This window comes from Acinetobacter sp. 161(2023) (assembly GCF_037027805.1).
In the GTDB taxonomy this organism is placed as follows: Bacteria; Pseudomonadota; Gammaproteobacteria; order Pseudomonadales; family Moraxellaceae; genus Acinetobacter.
Genome location: NZ_JAZEYD010000021.1, coordinates 19,810 through 35,433 on the forward strand (window position 1 = coordinate 19,810; position 15,624 = coordinate 35,433).

A 15,624-nucleotide genomic window follows, 5' to 3' on the forward strand; every position below is an offset into this window, starting at 1 on the left:
ATTAACGAACGATTTGAATCGCCCGTCCTCCTGCTAACTGGCTAAAATATTGTTTAAGTGCTTCAACACAACGTTGAATTTTCATTGGTTGTTGGTCATGCTTAGCGACCTCTGCATACAATGTAAACGTTGGTAATTTCCAATCTGGCATGAGTTCAATCAAAGAACCATTTTTTAATTCTTTTTGAGCATCTAAATATAAAATTCGTGCAATACCATGCCCTTGCTGACATAACGCTTTTGCAACTTGTAAATTATTGCTCTGCAAACGGCTTTGCATTTCAATATTAAGTGTTTCACCTGTTTTTACATGTTGAAAATTAAAATGGCGCGAATCATTCATGACATTAATCGATAACAATTCATGATCTTTTAAGTCGTTCGGGTGAACAATTGGACTAGATTGATTCAGATAACTTGGAGAAGCTACCAAAATTTGATCCACAAAAGCCATCGGGATGACCGAACTGCTTTCTTCTACCGGAGTAGAGCTCATGCGCACTGCAATATCAATTCGCTCTTCAAGTAAATCGATATAACGATGCCCAACTTCGAAATGCACAGATAAACCGCGATGAGCAGACATCCAGTGAGATAATGCAGGAATGAGGTGTTGAACTGCTAAATCAGGAGTTGTTGCAATACGCAAATCCCCGATTAAGTCATCCCTCAATTCATTAATTCTGATTTTTCCCCTTTCAGCAGCCGCCAACATCTCTTGACAGCTTGAAAAAAAAGCCTGTCCGGCTTCTGTCAAACTAAGTTTACGAGTGGAACGATGTAATAGAGTTACATCCATTTCATTCTCAAGGGAGCGAATCTGTTGGCTCACCGCACTTGTTGTAATTCCTAATTCACGTGCCGCACCACTGAATGAACTTTTTTCGACCACACAAGCGAAAACACCCATCGCACGAAGCTGATCTAACATAGGTTTCCTCAAATCTAATTTTAAATTTATAAAAAATGCTTATTGTTGTAATGAAAGCAACCAATTACATTATACGAGGAAACCTAAGTTTTTTGCATTAGCTATTTTGGTAAAAGATTTATAGGATTAATCGGTTTGCCATCCAAACGAATCTGGAACTCAAGCATGACCTGAGATGCGCCAGTAGATCCCATTTCGGCAATTTTTTGTCCAGCAGTTATATTATCACCGCTTTTCACCAACATCTTGCTATTGTGGGCATACGCACTGATATAGCCGTCAATATGCTTAACTAAAACTAGATTTCCGTATTCTTTTAAGCCATCAGCTGCATAAACAACTTGACCATCGGCTGCGGCATAAATAGGGTCACCCTGATTTCCACCATAACGGATTCCCTTGACATTATTTGCCAAATTAAACCCTTGAATTACGGGGCCATTAGTCGGTTTTATCCAACGTAAGCTCGAATTTGGTGCAACCGAAGTCACAGTAGTATTCGTTGACGGTACGGTAGCTGCTGGTGGATTTACCGGAGTAGCAGGCTGTGTTGTTGGTAAAGCAATCGTTTGACGCTTAATCTTTTCAGGCTGTGCCATGACTTGCGTAGATACTGTTCTTGGTGAAGAAGATTTCTTCAAACGCAACGATTGATTGACATAAATACGATATGGTGCAGGAATATCATTCATTTCAGCAAGACTGATATAGTCCAGACCATAACGCATTGCGATACCACTTAAAGTATCACCTGAACGAACTGTGTAATAGTTAGGAGCCACTGTATAGCGAGAACTATTATTAATTTGTGGTTTAGAAGCACATCCAGCCATAGCCACAGTAAAACCTACAGCCACAGACAACAACATAATTTTCATTATTTTGTCTTTTTGGATATTCACCTTGCTTTGTTGCCCAATTAAATGCATTGATCTCCCTCACTAAATGCTACAAATCATTTCGGCTAAGAGTACCAAAAAAGTAAGAGGAAACACGTTCCTCTTTTTCTTTATTCACAAAGTTATAACATTCGAAGCAAATTATTGACTCAAACTGACCTGTAGATCTTCTAAAACGGCGTAATTTGTTGCATCCATTTGAATAGGCGTAACACTCACATATCCGTTTGCTACCGCAAAGAAATCCGATTGAATCTGGCTTGAAACACGCTGTGGATCTGTAACTGCCTCACCTGCTAACCCAATCCAGTAAACTTGACGTCCTCTAGGATCGACGTGGCTGGTAATAGGCTTAGATTGAGCACGACGTCCCTGATAAGTAATTTGTGCTCCTTGTAACTGCGGCACATCAGGAATATTGATATTAAAGATATGTCTTGGAGGCAAAGCTGGCAGCCCGCTTGCAATAAAATCATGAACCCACTGAGCAGCCTGAGCATAATCTTCTTTATTGTTATAAGCTCGTACATCAGGGCCAGCTAAAGACACAGCAATTGCTGGTTGCTTCATTAAACGGCCTTCAAATGCTGCACCGACTGTTCCAGAATATAAAACATCATCACCTAAGTTTGCTCCACTATTGATTCCACTCACGACCAAATCAAATTCGAAATCAAACAAACCATTCATGGATAAATAAACACAATCTGCTGGCGTACCATTCACTGCCCAGACATCTTCGGCAATTTGAATTGGGCGCAATGGTCGATCTAATGTTAATGCACTTGAGAAACCACTTCTTTCACTTTCTGGTGCAACCACAACTACACGGCCAAGTGGTTTTAATGCTTCAGCTAAAGCCTGTATACCTGGTGCAAAAACACCGTCATCATTTGCAATTAAAATATTCACAAAAATCTTTCTCTACAATAAACCTAAAGGTTTTCACAATTGAATTATTTGTTGAATTATATATATTTATGCCTCCATAGCATTATAAAATTGTGAAAAAATGAAAACTTTCGCTCCTTTTTTTCAGGTATTGGGGATCAGTATCACATTGTGTACGCAAGCGGTTTTTGCAGATGAGGATATATCAGCACAAGAAGCTGATAGCTTAATTAAAGATGACATTGCCGCAACGCAAGTTTTGCAGGAAATTTGTCCAGCTTTTGTAGGGACAAATAAAAAACTTGAGTCAAATACTCAAAAAATTATCGCCATGTATCTTCAAGGGTATTCGAATAAATCAATTACCCTCTCTACTCTACAAAATGATGCAGAGTTTAAAACCTTGTTAAATGAAGCTCGTCAAGCTGCAAAACAAATGGACCACCATGAGCAGCATGAACTTTGTGAAGAGATCATCAATTATAAAGAATAGTTTTTTGCTCTTTTAGAGTAGAGATTTATTTATTGAGGTTTTCTGCTTGGCATTAAGCAGAAAACCAACATAACAATACATTTTTTCCATTTTTTTAAACTATAAATTGGTTAAGCTATCGACATATTTAAAAATTTTATTTCGGGTTATCGATGTTTATGAAGAAAGTCTTAGTTCAATCGCTCTCTTTGGTTTTACTTATGAGCATGGCAACAGTTGGTTTTGCTGCTGATAAGAAGAAAACAACTGAAAAGAAAACCGAAAATGAAAATGTTGTTGAAGTGACTCCTCAACAAAGTATCACTCCTGAAGAGTTGGCTGCAATTCAAGTACTTTCTGAAATTTGCCCAAGCCTTATTGGTAAAAAAGATGCAGAATTTGCTCAAGGTTATGAGCGTCTTGTAAAAGACTATTTACCAAATGAAGCTGATCCAGTTGCAGCTTTAGAGAAACGTACTAAAGACAAAAGTTTCAAGAAAGTCTTAAAAGAAGCACGTAATGATGCAAAAGCTGCTGGTAACGAGCAAAACACTTTAGTTTGTCAAGACGTAAAAGCTTATCAATCGCAAAACTAAATTAGTAAAAAACTCTTGAGTTACAATACTGTTTGAAAAAGCCGACTTCCCCCATAGAAGTCGGCTTTGCTTTATCCTAAAATGCTAGGTTCTTCTGCTTCATACAAGATATTGGAATTACCTAGAATGACTCGAAAAAGCGCTATTGCTGCACTCCTCCTCTTACCAAGTTTTTCTTATGCAGCAACTGTCTTATCAGCTCCGCCAGAATTAAATAATAAGTCTTATGTATTAATGGATTACGAGACAGGACAAATTCTCGCTTCTAAAAATGAAAATGAAAAGCTTGCTCCTGCGTCTATGACTAAAATGATGACAAGCTACATCATTGAACAAAAACTATTAAAAGGTGAGCTTACTGAGAGTGAAAAGGTTCGTATGAACGAATCTGCATGGTGTAAAGGAAGTAGCTCTGAATCATGTATGTATGTTCCTTTAAATGGTACAGCGACTGTTCTAGAAATGCTTCGTGGTATTATTATCCAATCAGGTAATGATGCATCGAAAGCAATGGCTGAACATATTGCTGGAAATGAAGGCACTTTTGCTCACATGATGAATCAGGAAGCAAAACGTATCGGTATGACAAATACCCAGTTTATGAACTCAACTGGTTTACCGGCAGAAGGCCACTATTCAAGTGCTAAAGATATGGCTGTTTTAGCACAACATATTATTAAAGACAGCTCAAGATATTACCCAATTTACTCTGAAAAAGAATTTACTTTTAACGGCATTAAACAAGGCAACCGTAATGCCTTGCTTTACACAGACCCAAGCGTAGATGGTTTAAAAACAGGCCATACTGATGAAGCGGGTTACTGCTTAACAACGTCAAGCAAACGTGGTCCGATGCGTCTCATTTCCGTTATTTTCGGAACTGATAGCGTTAATGAACGTGCCAACCAAACACGTACATTATTGTCTTGGGGCTTTGCAAACTTTGAAACTGCAAATATTCAACCAGCCAATCAAGTTCTTGCAAAAGCAAAAGTGTGGTTTGGTAAAGAAGATGAAGTTCAAATTGGTCTGGCTGAAAACTTTAGTGTGACTATGCCTAAAGGCAAAGCTAACGGCATTAAAACGCAGTTAGTTGTTCAACCAAACTTAAATGCACCACTTCAAAAAGGTCAAGTCGTGGGCAAACTTGTTGCTAGTCTTGACGGCAAAGTAATTGCTGAAAAGCCATTAGTTGCATTAAAGCCAGTTGAAGAAGCAGGCTTCTTTGCACGCTTAATCGACCATGTTAAACAATTCTTCAGCAACTTATTCTAATTTTTGAATAGTTGAATTAAGCACTCACGCTATTTAGCCTGAGTGCTTTTTTATTTTATAATCCTTCTAAATTTTATTTTGATACTACTCATGGCAAAGAACATACGTCCTTATCTTGAACACCGTCCTCAAGTTGATACAACATGTTATGTCGATGACATGGCCGTTGTAGTTGGTGAAGTCAGCTTAGCCGAAAATGTTTCTGTCTGGCCTTTTGCCGTTATTCGCGGTGACGTAAATAGTATTCAAATTGGTAAAAACAGTAATGTACAAGACCATTGTATGTTGCACGTTAGCCATAAAAATGATGCAAAACCTAATGGCTCACCTCTTATTATTGGTGAAGATGTAACAGTTGGACATCATGTGACTTTGCATGGCTGTACCATTGGCAATCGAGTTTTAATCGGAATCAATACTGTTGTTCTAGATGACGTGATTATTGAAGATGATGTGATGATTGGTGCTGGAAGTTTGGTTCCACCGCGTAAAGTCTTAAAAAGTGGTTATTTGTATGTAGGAAGCCCAGTGCAACAAGTGCGACCACTAACCGAAAAAGAATTAGCATTTCTTCCTTATTCAGCAAGACATTATGTAAAAGTACAAAATAATCATAAAGCGGCTCAAGCAGAGCAAGATTAATTAGCTCTATGAAATATCAGCAATAAAATTCTGATTTTTTAAACGATATGGTTTTGTAGTATTACTCATATCGTTTAGCAGATCACCGTAGCCAAAAACCCCTAAATTTCGTATCATACGTCTTTTAAATCATGGTGCTTTTTTATGGCCGCATGGACTCCTCATGTCACTGTTGCTACAGTCGTCGAAAAAGACGGACGCTATCTTTTTGTTGAAGAACATAGCGAAGGTTTTGTACACACAGTATTTAACCAACCTGCTGGTCATGTGGAATGCGGTGAGTCATTAACTCAAGCAGCCATTCGAGAAACACTTGAAGAAACAGGTCATCATGTTGAAATTGATGCCTTGCTTGGTATTTATACGTATACCCCGCCCATGTTTCCGGATCGTACCTATTACCGCTTTTGTTTTCTGGCACATGTAACTCAGGTTGAAAATAACCCTCAACTCGATACAGGTATTGTAGCTGCTGTGTGGATGACACCAGATGAGCTCAAAGAATCTGCTCGTGCCCGTAGTCCACTCGTACTCAAAGCAGTTGAAGATGCCATAAAAGGCCACCATTATCCTCTATCGCTTATTTATGAACACCCTTTCTCTCCCTCATTAACTTCTCATTTGGATGCCTAGTCCTATGCAACAACGTGTCATCGTCGGTATGTCTGGTGGTGTAGACTCTTCTGTTTCTGCAGCACTTTTACTTCAACAGGGATATCAAGTTGAAGGTCTTTTCATGAAGAACTGGGAGGAAGACGACGGCACGGAATACTGTACAGCAATGGAAGATTTAGCCGATGCTCAAGCAGTAGCAGATAAAATCGGTATTAAACTCCATACCGCAAACTTTGCTATGGAATATTGGGACCGCGTATTTGAACTTTTCTTAGCTGAATATGCAGCTGGGCGTACCCCAAACCCAGATATTTTATGTAATAAAGAAATTAAGTTCCGTGCATTTTTAGATCATGCCATAACTTTAGGTGCAGACTTTATCGCGACTGGTCATTATGCACGTCGTGGTGAAACTGCATACAACTCGAAAGGCGAAGCATACGCACCGTTATTACGTGGTGTAGACAATAACAAAGACCAAACTTATTTCTTGCATGCTGTTCATGGTAAAGAAATTAACAAAACCCTATTTCCAGTGGGTGAGATTGAAAAACCAGAAGTCCGCAGAATTGCTGAAGAACTTGATCTTGCTACAGCCAAGAAAAAAGACTCTACAGGAATCTGTTTTATTGGCGAACGTCGATTTAATGACTTCCTTAAACAATATTTGCCCGCTCAACCTGGAAAAATTGTACTTGATACAGGTAAAGAAGTTGGTGAACATCACGGTCTGATGTACTATACGCTCGGTCAACGTGGCGGAATTGGTCTAGGTGGTTTGAAAGGTGCAGCTGAAGGCGCATGGTTCGTACTACATAAAGATATTGCCAATAATCGCCTTGTTATTGGTCAAGGGCATGAACACCCACTCATGCAAAGCACACAGCTTTGGAGTGAGTCAATTGACTGGGTGGCAGGTGAACAGAATATTCCTGTTGAAGGTTTACGCTGTACAGCTAAAACACGCTATCGCCAACCTGATCAGACATGTACAGTTTTTATTGATGAAAATAGTGAACACGGTGTACGAGTTGAGTTTGATGAACCTCAGCGTGCTGTTACACCGGGTCAAAGCGTTGTATTTTATTCAGATGAAGTTTGCTTAGGCGGGGGTGTCATTCACCATACAAATGCCCCTACACCAAATTTTATTTAAGGGAATGAATGACATGGTGGAGTTACCATTTCAACAATCACAAGCCTTGAATGTTCGCCAAAACCGTGCCCTTGCCTTGGCTGGGGTATTTCAGGCCACCCAGCTCACGCACATGACAGCTTTAACAGGTCAGCAGAGTATTGGTGAAAGTGGTAACTTCTATTTTGAACTGTTAATCAAAGCGAGTTTAAATATTCGCCCTACAGTCAACAATGGTGTTCAAACATTAGATTTTTTTAATCAGTTGGCAGATATTTCTTTGGGGCTTAAAACCCTCGAAAATTGTATTACCCAACCTTTTACAAATATGCCCAAATCTCGCCTTCCGAAAATGGGCACTGCCAAGCTTCCAATGTCATATGCGATGTCGCTTTTGCAATTAGAAAAGAAGGTCTATAGCAACCCTGAATACGTCGCAATCATTGAAAAAGCTCAGCAAAAGATTTTAAAACAGCTTTCTTTTTTTGATAATAACTACTTACACCCAAGCATTTTAGCCAATTTGGCTCAAACTTATGTTGATACTGCTGGGCAGATTAACCCTCGCATTCTCGTTCGTGGTAATGCAGAAGCATTTAAAGATACCAACCATACTAACCGCATCCGTGCTTGTCTGTTTACTGGCTTACAAATGGCTCATTTATGGCGACAACTTGGTGGTAGTTCGTGGAACATGATTTTTAGCAAACGTAAATTGCTACAAGATATTCAAGCACTTGCTCGTTTACAGTACCAAGTCATCTAAGGCTGTAAAGAGATTATTTTTTGTTTTATGTTTATTCCAACATTAAGGAATCGTTATGAACGCTTTAACCGCACTGTCACCATTAGATGGACGTTATGCCAGCAAATGTGATGCGCTACGCCCTTTTCTTTCTGAGTTTGGTTTAATTCATGCTCGTGTCACTGTAGAAGTGCGTTGGTTACAAGCGCTTTCTAACCGTCCAGAGATTGTTGAAGTTGCTTCTTTTTCAAATGAAACAAATGCAGCTTTAGATGCAATTGTTAGCAACTTTTCTGAAGAAGATGCAAACCGCATTAAAGAAATTGAACGTACAACTAACCATGATGTAAAAGCTGTTGAGTATTTCTTAAAAGAGAAAATCGCAGGTATTACTGAATTACAAAATGCGGGTGAGTTCATTCACTTTGCATGTACTTCAGAAGACATCAACAACTTGTCTCATGCACTCATGCTTAAAAACGGTCGCGAAGTTTTAGTATCAAGCATGAAGCAAATTTTAAATGCGATTTCTGCTTTGGCAACGACTCACGCTGAACAACCAATGTTGTCACGTACACACGGCCAAACTGCGAGCCCGACAACTTTGGGTAAAGAAATGGCGAACGTTGCATACCGTTTAGCTCGCCAAATCAAACAATTTGAAAATGTTGAGCTACTAGGCAAAATCAATGGTGCTGTAGGTAACTACAATGCTCACCTTTCTGCTTACCCAGATGTTGATTGGGCTGCGCATGCTCAAGCTTTTGTTGAATCTTTAGGTTTAGCATTCAACCCGTACACTACACAAATCGAACCACATGACTACATGGCAGAGTTGTTTGATGCGTTACGTCGCTTCAACACGATTTTAATCGACTTTAACCGTGACGTATGGGGCTACATTTCTTTAGGTTATTTCAAACAAAGATTGAAAGATGGTGAAGTTGGTTCTTCAACTATGCCACACAAAGTTAACCCAATTGACTTTGAAAACTCTGAAGGTAATTTAGGTATTGCAAATGCTGTATTGGCACACTTAGGCGAAAAATTACCAATTTCTCGCTGGCAGCGTGACTTAACTGACTCGACTGTACTTCGTAATATGGGTGTTGGTTTTGCACAAAGTTTAATTGCTTTTGATGCTTGTTTAAAAGGTGTTGGTAAACTCGAACTCAATGCAAACCGCTTACTTGAAGATCTTGATCAAGCTCAAGAAGTGTTAGCAGAGCCAATTCAAACTGTTATGCGTCGTTATAACGTTGAAAAGCCATATGAAAAGTTAAAAGCATTAACTCGTGGTCAAGCAATGACTCGCGACATGATGGTTAACTTCGTAAATGGTGATGAACTTTCTCAAGTACCAAGCGAAGAGCGTGCGCGTTTAGCTGAACTTACTCCTGCAACTTACACAGGTAATGCAGCAGAACAAGCCAAACAAATTAACGATTTAATTAGCAAAATCTAATTAAAAAGTTCATAAAAAGCGAAGCTTCAGCTTCGCTTTTTTATTACACTCATAAAAGCACAATAAAGTTATATTTCTAAAATGATCGAAAAACAATTCAAACTTAAACACTATATTGCTCTTATTCTACTTTTTATTGCCATCATCATTACAGGTATTCAGCCTCTTGAGTTTGAAGCTTATTTGCTTCATCAGGTGGGTACTATTTTCATGTTGGTTCTACTTTTTATTATTTTTAAAAAAATTGGACTTAACTTTTTAAGTTTTTGCTTTTATTTAGGATTTCTGTTGATTCACATTATCGGTGCACACTACCTATACTCATATGTGCCTTATAATGATTGGATTCAACACGTGTTCCATTTTAATCTAGATCAGTACATGGGATGGTCTCGTAATATGTATGATCGACTTGTCCACTTTTCATACGGTGCGTTGCTCTACCCTCTTATTTATCGCGTTTTTCAAGTTTGGCTACCGACTGCAAAACCCTTTAGCCTATTTTTACTTGTACTCCAGTTCGTGATGGCATCTAGTGTTTTTTATGAACTGATTGAATGGGCTATTGCTATTGGCTTATCACCTGAACAAGCCGAGAATTATAATGGACAACAAGGCGATATGTGGGATGCTCATAAAGATATGTTATTAGCAACGATTGGTGCAATTGTCTATGGACTTGCGGCTCTGATAAAAACGCCGAAAATAAATAATCAGAGATAAATAAAAAGCGCTCATAGAGCGCTTTTTATGTTTTATATAGAGTATTTTAAACAACTGGATAACTTTGCTCTAAAATATTTTGCAAAGGTGAAGAAGCCGTATTTGGTAAAAGATGATCAAGATTTGTCGTTGTCTGGTCAATGGAAGCATTCACATCGCTTTGCTCAGACGCCTGTGTAGGTTTCGCTATCGATGATAGAAGTTTTATCACTGGATCTGCGTCACTCGCAGAACTTTTTAATAAATCTGCTAAGGGAACAGTTTTCTGCTGGATATTCGTCTCAGGTGTTGTATTTTGCGCTACTTTTAAAGTACTTAATCCAACACTATCTACCAAAGATGGCTCATGTGCACCCAAAGTATCTACTGAAGCATCAGCCAGACTTACAGTTTTCGGTGCGACTACATAAAAGGTAAATGGAGAACTTGCTTCACTGGTCAGCCCTGCTGCATCCGTTTGAGTTAAAGTAATTGTATGCTGACCAATAGTGAGATCTTTATCAACTGTAAATGTCCAAGATCTGCCACTTGTGACAGTTACCACCCCAATTGCAATACCATTATCATAAATAGTGAGGGTCGCATTTGCTTCACCTGAGCCTGTGAGTTTTGGCCTAGCATCATCCATTTCTGAACCTGCTGTAATAGCGCCTTTTATGTCACCTACGTTATCTTCCACAGTCGTTAATATAGGTTTTAATGGAGGTATAGTATCTTTTGTACCAATAATATCCAGACTTTCAGATCTGTTTCCTGCACTGTCGATAGCAGAAACAGCACCGTGGTTGTTATCAGTTAGTGCTGGCGAAATAGTAATCGTAAACTTTCCATTCGCATCTGCCGTTCCGGTACCAATAACCTTACCAGTTACATCTTTAATTTCAATTTTAGCGTTGGCTTCAGCCGTACCTGTTACAGACGTGCCATCTGTATTAATTTGAGCAGTTGGCTTATCTGGTGCAATCGAATCAAAACCTGGCTTAATTTCGACAGGTTTTGATGTATTACCAGCGGCATCTTCAGCAATTACTGTAGCTTTTTGAGCCTCTTTTAAAGCAGGTGAAAGTGTAATTTGAAAATCACCTTGAGCATCAGCTGTACCAGTTCCAATTACTTTGCCATCTGCATCTTTGATTTGAACTTTTGCATTTGCTTCGGTTTTGCCATGTATCGCGGACCCATCTTTGTTGACTTCAACAAAAGGAGAAGCTGGCGGTACCGTATCTTTACCTGCAATAATTTTAACTTCCTCAGATTTATTACCGGCAGCATCTTCGGCAATCACCTTACCACCTGCTTCACTAGTTAACGGCGGAGTAAGTTTTAAAGAATAAATACCATCTTTATTGGCAAAAACAGTTCCTAATACTTTGCCAGTGGCATCATAAACTGTAATTTTTGCATTCGCTTCTGCTTTACCAGTCACCAATGAACCGTCATCGCTCAATTGAGCTTGAGGAATATCTGGAGCGATCGTATCTTTTGTCCCAGTTACAACAGTAGCTTTAGAATTATTACCAGCAGCATCTTGAGCAATAACAGCCACTCTATCGCCGTTTACCAATGGCTTATCAAGTTTAATAGTAAAATTACCATTACTATCGACAGTGCCCGAAGCAAGAATTTGTCCCTTTGCATCCTGAATATAAATCTTTGCATTCGCCTCTGCTTTACCAGTGATCGTAACAGTATCATCAGCAAGAGTCGCGGTCGGTGCAGCAGGTGCAATTAAATCGGGAACAGTTGAATCGTTTTTATCATCTTTATTAAAGGCCCATAGGTATAAACCTTCCGCAGCTAAAACTGCTAAGCCTGCTTTTAGCGCATTGCCCATCGAAAAAGTTGGAGAATCATCAACTGCCATCGTTGAAGCTGGCTGGCTAGTACTTGTATAGGCTAAATCTGTGACATGATTTAAACCTCTATAATCTATAAGCTTACCTTGTGCATCAAACTGGGCTTCAACAAATTTTCCATGTTCAGTCGGAAAAACAAGTGAATGCTCTGTTGTACTATTTGCTTCATTAAAGAAATTTTCTAAGACAATGGTCTCGCCATTTTTTAAATGGATGACTAGACTTCCACCCTGCTTTTCCATGGATGCGACATCTTTTTGACTTACACCAATTTGAATAATAGTAGGCTTATTTAAAACTACTTTATTAATTTGACCATCTTGCAGAACGTCCAAACCCTCTTTGGATGCCACAATTATTCTTGTCATTATTTCCTATCCTGAATTTCAGTTATATTTTTAAATGTCTAACTTTTTAAATGATTCATCTAAAAGCTATTTTATTGGTGTTTAAAATATCAAAATCATGTGTTTATCACAATTCAAAAAGTATATTTATCAATAATTATTTTTGACCGTTTATTAAATATATAAAGTTTCTATAAAGTTCATCTAGAGCATTTCTAACTTTAATATCTATAAAAACTTCTATTTTGAGTTCTATAATAATTTTATATTTTCAAGTAAAGAAAACTAAAAGCGCCTACGAGAATCAAAAGAAATAAAGTAGCAAATTTAGTTATTTTCGAATCTGATAGAGTCATTTTTAACATACTCCAACCCTGAAAACGTTTTGCAAAAATGCTATTTAGAATCAGAGTTGAAACATGCAACAAGACCAAAGCTAAAAATAAATTTGCAAAAAATGCGTGTAAGCCTCTTAGAGAATAATAAAAATGCTCAGTCGCATACCCGAGCCCTACCACAATTGGAATTACGAGAAAAATAAGTACAATTGAAACTTGAAAAAGTGCAATGCTGATTGAATGAATTGAATTTTTAGAAAAAATACGCTTTAGATTTGCATGACTCAAAGATTTTTTAATTGCATTCATTGCCACATTACTCCGCTTTTTAATACCAAACGGTGCTGTACTTGAAATACGTGGACTTAAAAAATGCCAGATCACTCGCACAATAATACTAATGAAGAGTATGTAACCAAACATCATATGGACTTGGTGTAGATCTTCATTATCTCCGGTAAAATAAGCACCAATAAAGCCAAGCATAATAATTATATGTAAAATGCGTATGAGAATATCAATGTGTGACCATGTTTTTGACATCACAAAAAATCAGAAGTGAAAAGTTAACTATAACTTTGACAATTGAAACTTAAATAAATATTAATCAAATTCCTTTCATCACCCACATAAAAAAAGAGTACCTATATAGGTACTCTTTAATTCAAAAATTTAGCTTAATTAAAATCTAGTATCGCGCATTTGAACTAAAGTTGAATTAGCTTTTGCCAAGCTATCTACAACTTTATTCATTACAGCTGGAATCAAGCTATCTGCCATCTGTGCCGCTTGCAAACCCAATTTTTCACCTAAGGTCGCTTTCCTACGAGTGTTAATCACATAGACATCATGCTGTGCTAATAAAGCCAATAGATACTCATCAGATGTTTGTAATTTATCAACAAGGTTGAGATTAAGCGCATCTTCACCATACCAATGTTCACCTGTAGCAACTTTATCAACATTAAGTTTTGGTCGATACTTTTCAACAAAGTGTTTAAATAACACATGTGTTTGTTGAAGCTCCTCTTCGAACTTCGCTTTACCTTCAGGTGTATTTTCACCAAACATAGTCACAGTACGCTTATACTGCCCTGCCGTGTAAAGCTCAAAATCCACATTGTGTTGTTTTAAAAGACGGTTAAAGTTTGGAACTTGAGCAACCACACCAATTGAACCAACAATAGCAAATGGCGCTGCAATAATTTCATTTGCGATACAGGCCATCATATAGCCACCACTTGCTGCCACTTTGTCCACACAAATCGTCAGATGGAAACCTGCATCGCGTAAGCGTACCAATTGAGCTGCTGCTAGACCATAACCATGTACCATGCCTCCTGGGCTTTCAAGGCGAACGACAACACGATCACGCCCTGCCTTAGCAGTTGCTAAAATGAGGGTAATTTCTTCTCGTATGTTTTCAACTGCTGAAGCTTGAATATCACCCTTAAAATCCAACACAAAGATTTTCTGGTTATTTTTACGGCGAATTTTAGCTTCTTTAGCAAGTTGTTGAGCCAATTGTAAAAGTTCTAAACGGCTTGCAGTGGTTTGTGCAATTTTTTTTCTCTGTTCATTTACACGTGCATTTAAATGACTAACACGTATTTCTGCAGGGAGTTTAGGCAAATGGAATAACATAAAATTCTAAGCTCATAAGTTATCTTTTATAGCCTTAAGATGTGGTCCTTTTGACTAAAATTCAATAGCGATTTTGCAAAATAGAGTCATTTTCATTTATAAAATAAAAAAAAGAGCACATGGCTCTTTTTTTGTATGGATGACTAGTTAACCGAATCGTCCAGTAATATAGGCTTCCGTCAACTGATGGTCTGGTTGAGTAAAGACTTTTTCAGTTGAGTTGACTTCAATCAAATCACCTAAATGGAAATAAGCAGTCCGATCAGACACACGTGCCGCCTGTTGCATTGAGTGAGTCACAATGACAATTGTATATTGATTCGACAATTCAGAAATCAATTCTTCGATTTTTGCTGTTGCGATTGGGTCAAGCGCAGAACATGGCTCATCCATTAAAATCACTTCAGGACTTACTGCAATGGTACGTGCAATACATAAACGTTGTTGCTGACCACCCGACAAACCCGTCCCCGGTTGATTCAAACGATCTTTCACTTCGTCCCATAGACCCGCTTTACGCAAGCTATTTTCAACAATTTCTTCAAGATCATATTTATTACGTGCTAGACCATGAAGTTTAGGACCATACGCCACGTTATCAAAAATAGTTTTAGGGAATGGATTTGGCTTTTGGAATACCATACCAACCTGAGCACGTAATAATACGACATCAAGATTTGGGTCATAAATATTGTGGTTATCGAGTGTAATCTTACCTGTTACACGACAACCATCAATGGTGTCATTCATGCGGTTTATCGTACGAAGAAAGGTCGATTTACCACAACCAGACGGTCCAATAAAGGCAATAACTTCATTTTGGTAAATATCGAGGTCAATACCCTTAATCGCTTCAAAATCACCATAATAAACATGGGCATCTTGTGCACTAATTTTGATTTCGGTTGAGTTCTGCTTTTTTGAAGTGTGTGGTTCAAAATGCGAAACATACGAAGTGCCATGATTCTGCGATTTATCTGTAAATTGAGATTGTTCAGTGTTCACTAACTTATCCTTTTCTAAGGAATTCGTAATATCAATAGTATTCAT

Annotated in this window: 16 protein-coding genes; 9 read left to right on the forward strand and 7 right to left on the reverse strand. The window is 38.2% G+C overall.

The annotated features are described in order from the left end of the window. Nucleotide 1: 1 nt before the first annotated feature. The 3 genes from WA249_RS17425 to surE form a co-directional block, all read right to left on the reverse strand. Nucleotides 2–931, reverse strand: a complete 930-nt coding sequence (locus tag WA249_RS17425) for a LysR family transcriptional regulator (protein ID WP_336170579.1) — start codon at nucleotides 929–931, stop codon at nucleotides 2–4. A gap of 101 nt (nucleotides 932–1,032) precedes the next feature. Continuing rightward, nucleotides 1,033–1,860, reverse strand: coding sequence for a peptidoglycan DD-metalloendopeptidase family protein (locus WA249_RS17430; RefSeq protein ID WP_336170581.1), 828 nt, complete (start codon nucleotides 1,858–1,860; stop codon nucleotides 1,033–1,035). A gap of 111 nt (nucleotides 1,861–1,971) precedes the next feature. After that, nucleotides 1,972–2,742, reverse strand: a complete 771-nt coding sequence (surE, locus tag WA249_RS17435; RefSeq protein WP_336170583.1) for a 5'/3'-nucleotidase SurE — start codon at nucleotides 2,740–2,742, stop codon at nucleotides 1,972–1,974. 100 nt (nucleotides 2,743–2,842) lie between these two features. On the opposite strand from surE, the gene WA249_RS17440 reads away from it, so the two are divergent. The 9 genes from WA249_RS17440 (at nucleotide 2,843) to WA249_RS17480 (ending at nucleotide 10,389) form a co-directional block, all read left to right on the forward strand. Further along, the gene (locus WA249_RS17440) at nucleotides 2,843–3,214 is read left to right on the forward strand and encodes an MCR_0457 family protein (protein WP_336170585.1); all 372 of its coding nucleotides are present in this window, start codon (nucleotides 2,843–2,845) and stop codon (nucleotides 3,212–3,214) included. 152 nt (nucleotides 3,215–3,366) lie between these two features. Beyond that, complete coding sequence (locus tag WA249_RS17445; RefSeq protein ID WP_336170587.1) at nucleotides 3,367–3,789, forward strand: MCR_0457 family protein; 423 nt, start codon at nucleotides 3,367–3,369, stop codon at nucleotides 3,787–3,789. Nucleotides 3,790–3,915: 126 nt separating this feature from the next. After that, nucleotides 3,916–5,064 carry a D-alanyl-D-alanine carboxypeptidase PBP5/6 gene (gene dacC, locus WA249_RS17450; RefSeq protein ID WP_336170588.1) on the forward strand — a complete coding sequence of 383 codons (1,149 nt, stop codon included), beginning with the start codon at nucleotides 3,916–3,918 and terminating at the stop codon, nucleotides 5,062–5,064. A gap of 90 nt (nucleotides 5,065–5,154) precedes the next feature. Then, nucleotides 5,155–5,706 (forward strand): gamma carbonic anhydrase family protein, encoded by a 552-nt coding sequence (locus WA249_RS17455; RefSeq protein WP_016137453.1) that lies wholly within the window; start codon nucleotides 5,155–5,157, stop codon nucleotides 5,704–5,706. A gap of 144 nt (nucleotides 5,707–5,850) precedes the next feature. Continuing rightward, entirely contained in the window at nucleotides 5,851–6,339 is a 489-nt protein-coding gene (locus WA249_RS17460; RefSeq protein WP_151821808.1) for an NUDIX hydrolase, read from the forward strand. Nucleotides 6,340–6,343: 4 nt separating this feature from the next. Then, nucleotides 6,344–7,477, forward strand: coding sequence for a tRNA 2-thiouridine(34) synthase MnmA (gene mnmA / locus WA249_RS17465; RefSeq protein ID WP_336170592.1), 1,134 nt, complete (start codon nucleotides 6,344–6,346; stop codon nucleotides 7,475–7,477). A 13-nt stretch (nucleotides 7,478–7,490) separates the two neighbouring features. Beyond that, nucleotides 7,491–8,222, forward strand: a complete 732-nt coding sequence (gene hflD / locus WA249_RS17470) for a high frequency lysogenization protein HflD (RefSeq protein ID WP_004643577.1) — start codon at nucleotides 7,491–7,493, stop codon at nucleotides 8,220–8,222. A gap of 55 nt (nucleotides 8,223–8,277) precedes the next feature. Then, complete coding sequence (purB, locus tag WA249_RS17475) at nucleotides 8,278–9,666, forward strand: adenylosuccinate lyase (RefSeq protein ID WP_336170594.1); 1,389 nt, start codon at nucleotides 8,278–8,280, stop codon at nucleotides 9,664–9,666. An 81-nt stretch (nucleotides 9,667–9,747) separates the two neighbouring features. Beyond that, on the forward strand, nucleotides 9,748–10,389 hold the full coding sequence (locus tag WA249_RS17480) for a DUF2238 domain-containing protein (RefSeq protein WP_336170596.1): 642 nt from the start codon (nucleotides 9,748–9,750) through the stop codon (nucleotides 10,387–10,389). A gap of 46 nt (nucleotides 10,390–10,435) precedes the next feature. Here the strand turns inward: WA249_RS17480 and blp2 are convergent, their stop codons facing one another. From blp2 to pstB, 4 genes are all read right to left on the reverse strand, one after another. Further along, nucleotides 10,436–12,613, reverse strand: a complete 2,178-nt coding sequence (gene blp2, locus WA249_RS17485) for an Ig-like repeat protein Blp2 (RefSeq protein ID WP_336170598.1) — start codon at nucleotides 12,611–12,613, stop codon at nucleotides 10,436–10,438. A 242-nt stretch (nucleotides 12,614–12,855) separates the two neighbouring features. Continuing rightward, complete coding sequence (locus tag WA249_RS17490; RefSeq protein WP_336170600.1) at nucleotides 12,856–13,473, reverse strand: cytochrome b/b6 domain-containing protein; 618 nt, start codon at nucleotides 13,471–13,473, stop codon at nucleotides 12,856–12,858. 138 nt (nucleotides 13,474–13,611) lie between these two features. Further along, nucleotides 13,612–14,574 (reverse strand): protease SohB, encoded by a 963-nt coding sequence (gene sohB, locus WA249_RS17495; RefSeq protein ID WP_336170602.1) that lies wholly within the window; start codon nucleotides 14,572–14,574, stop codon nucleotides 13,612–13,614. Nucleotides 14,575–14,721: 147 nt separating this feature from the next. Continuing rightward, entirely contained in the window at nucleotides 14,722–15,624 is a 903-nt protein-coding gene (pstB, locus tag WA249_RS17500) for a phosphate ABC transporter ATP-binding protein PstB (protein ID WP_016137446.1), read from the reverse strand.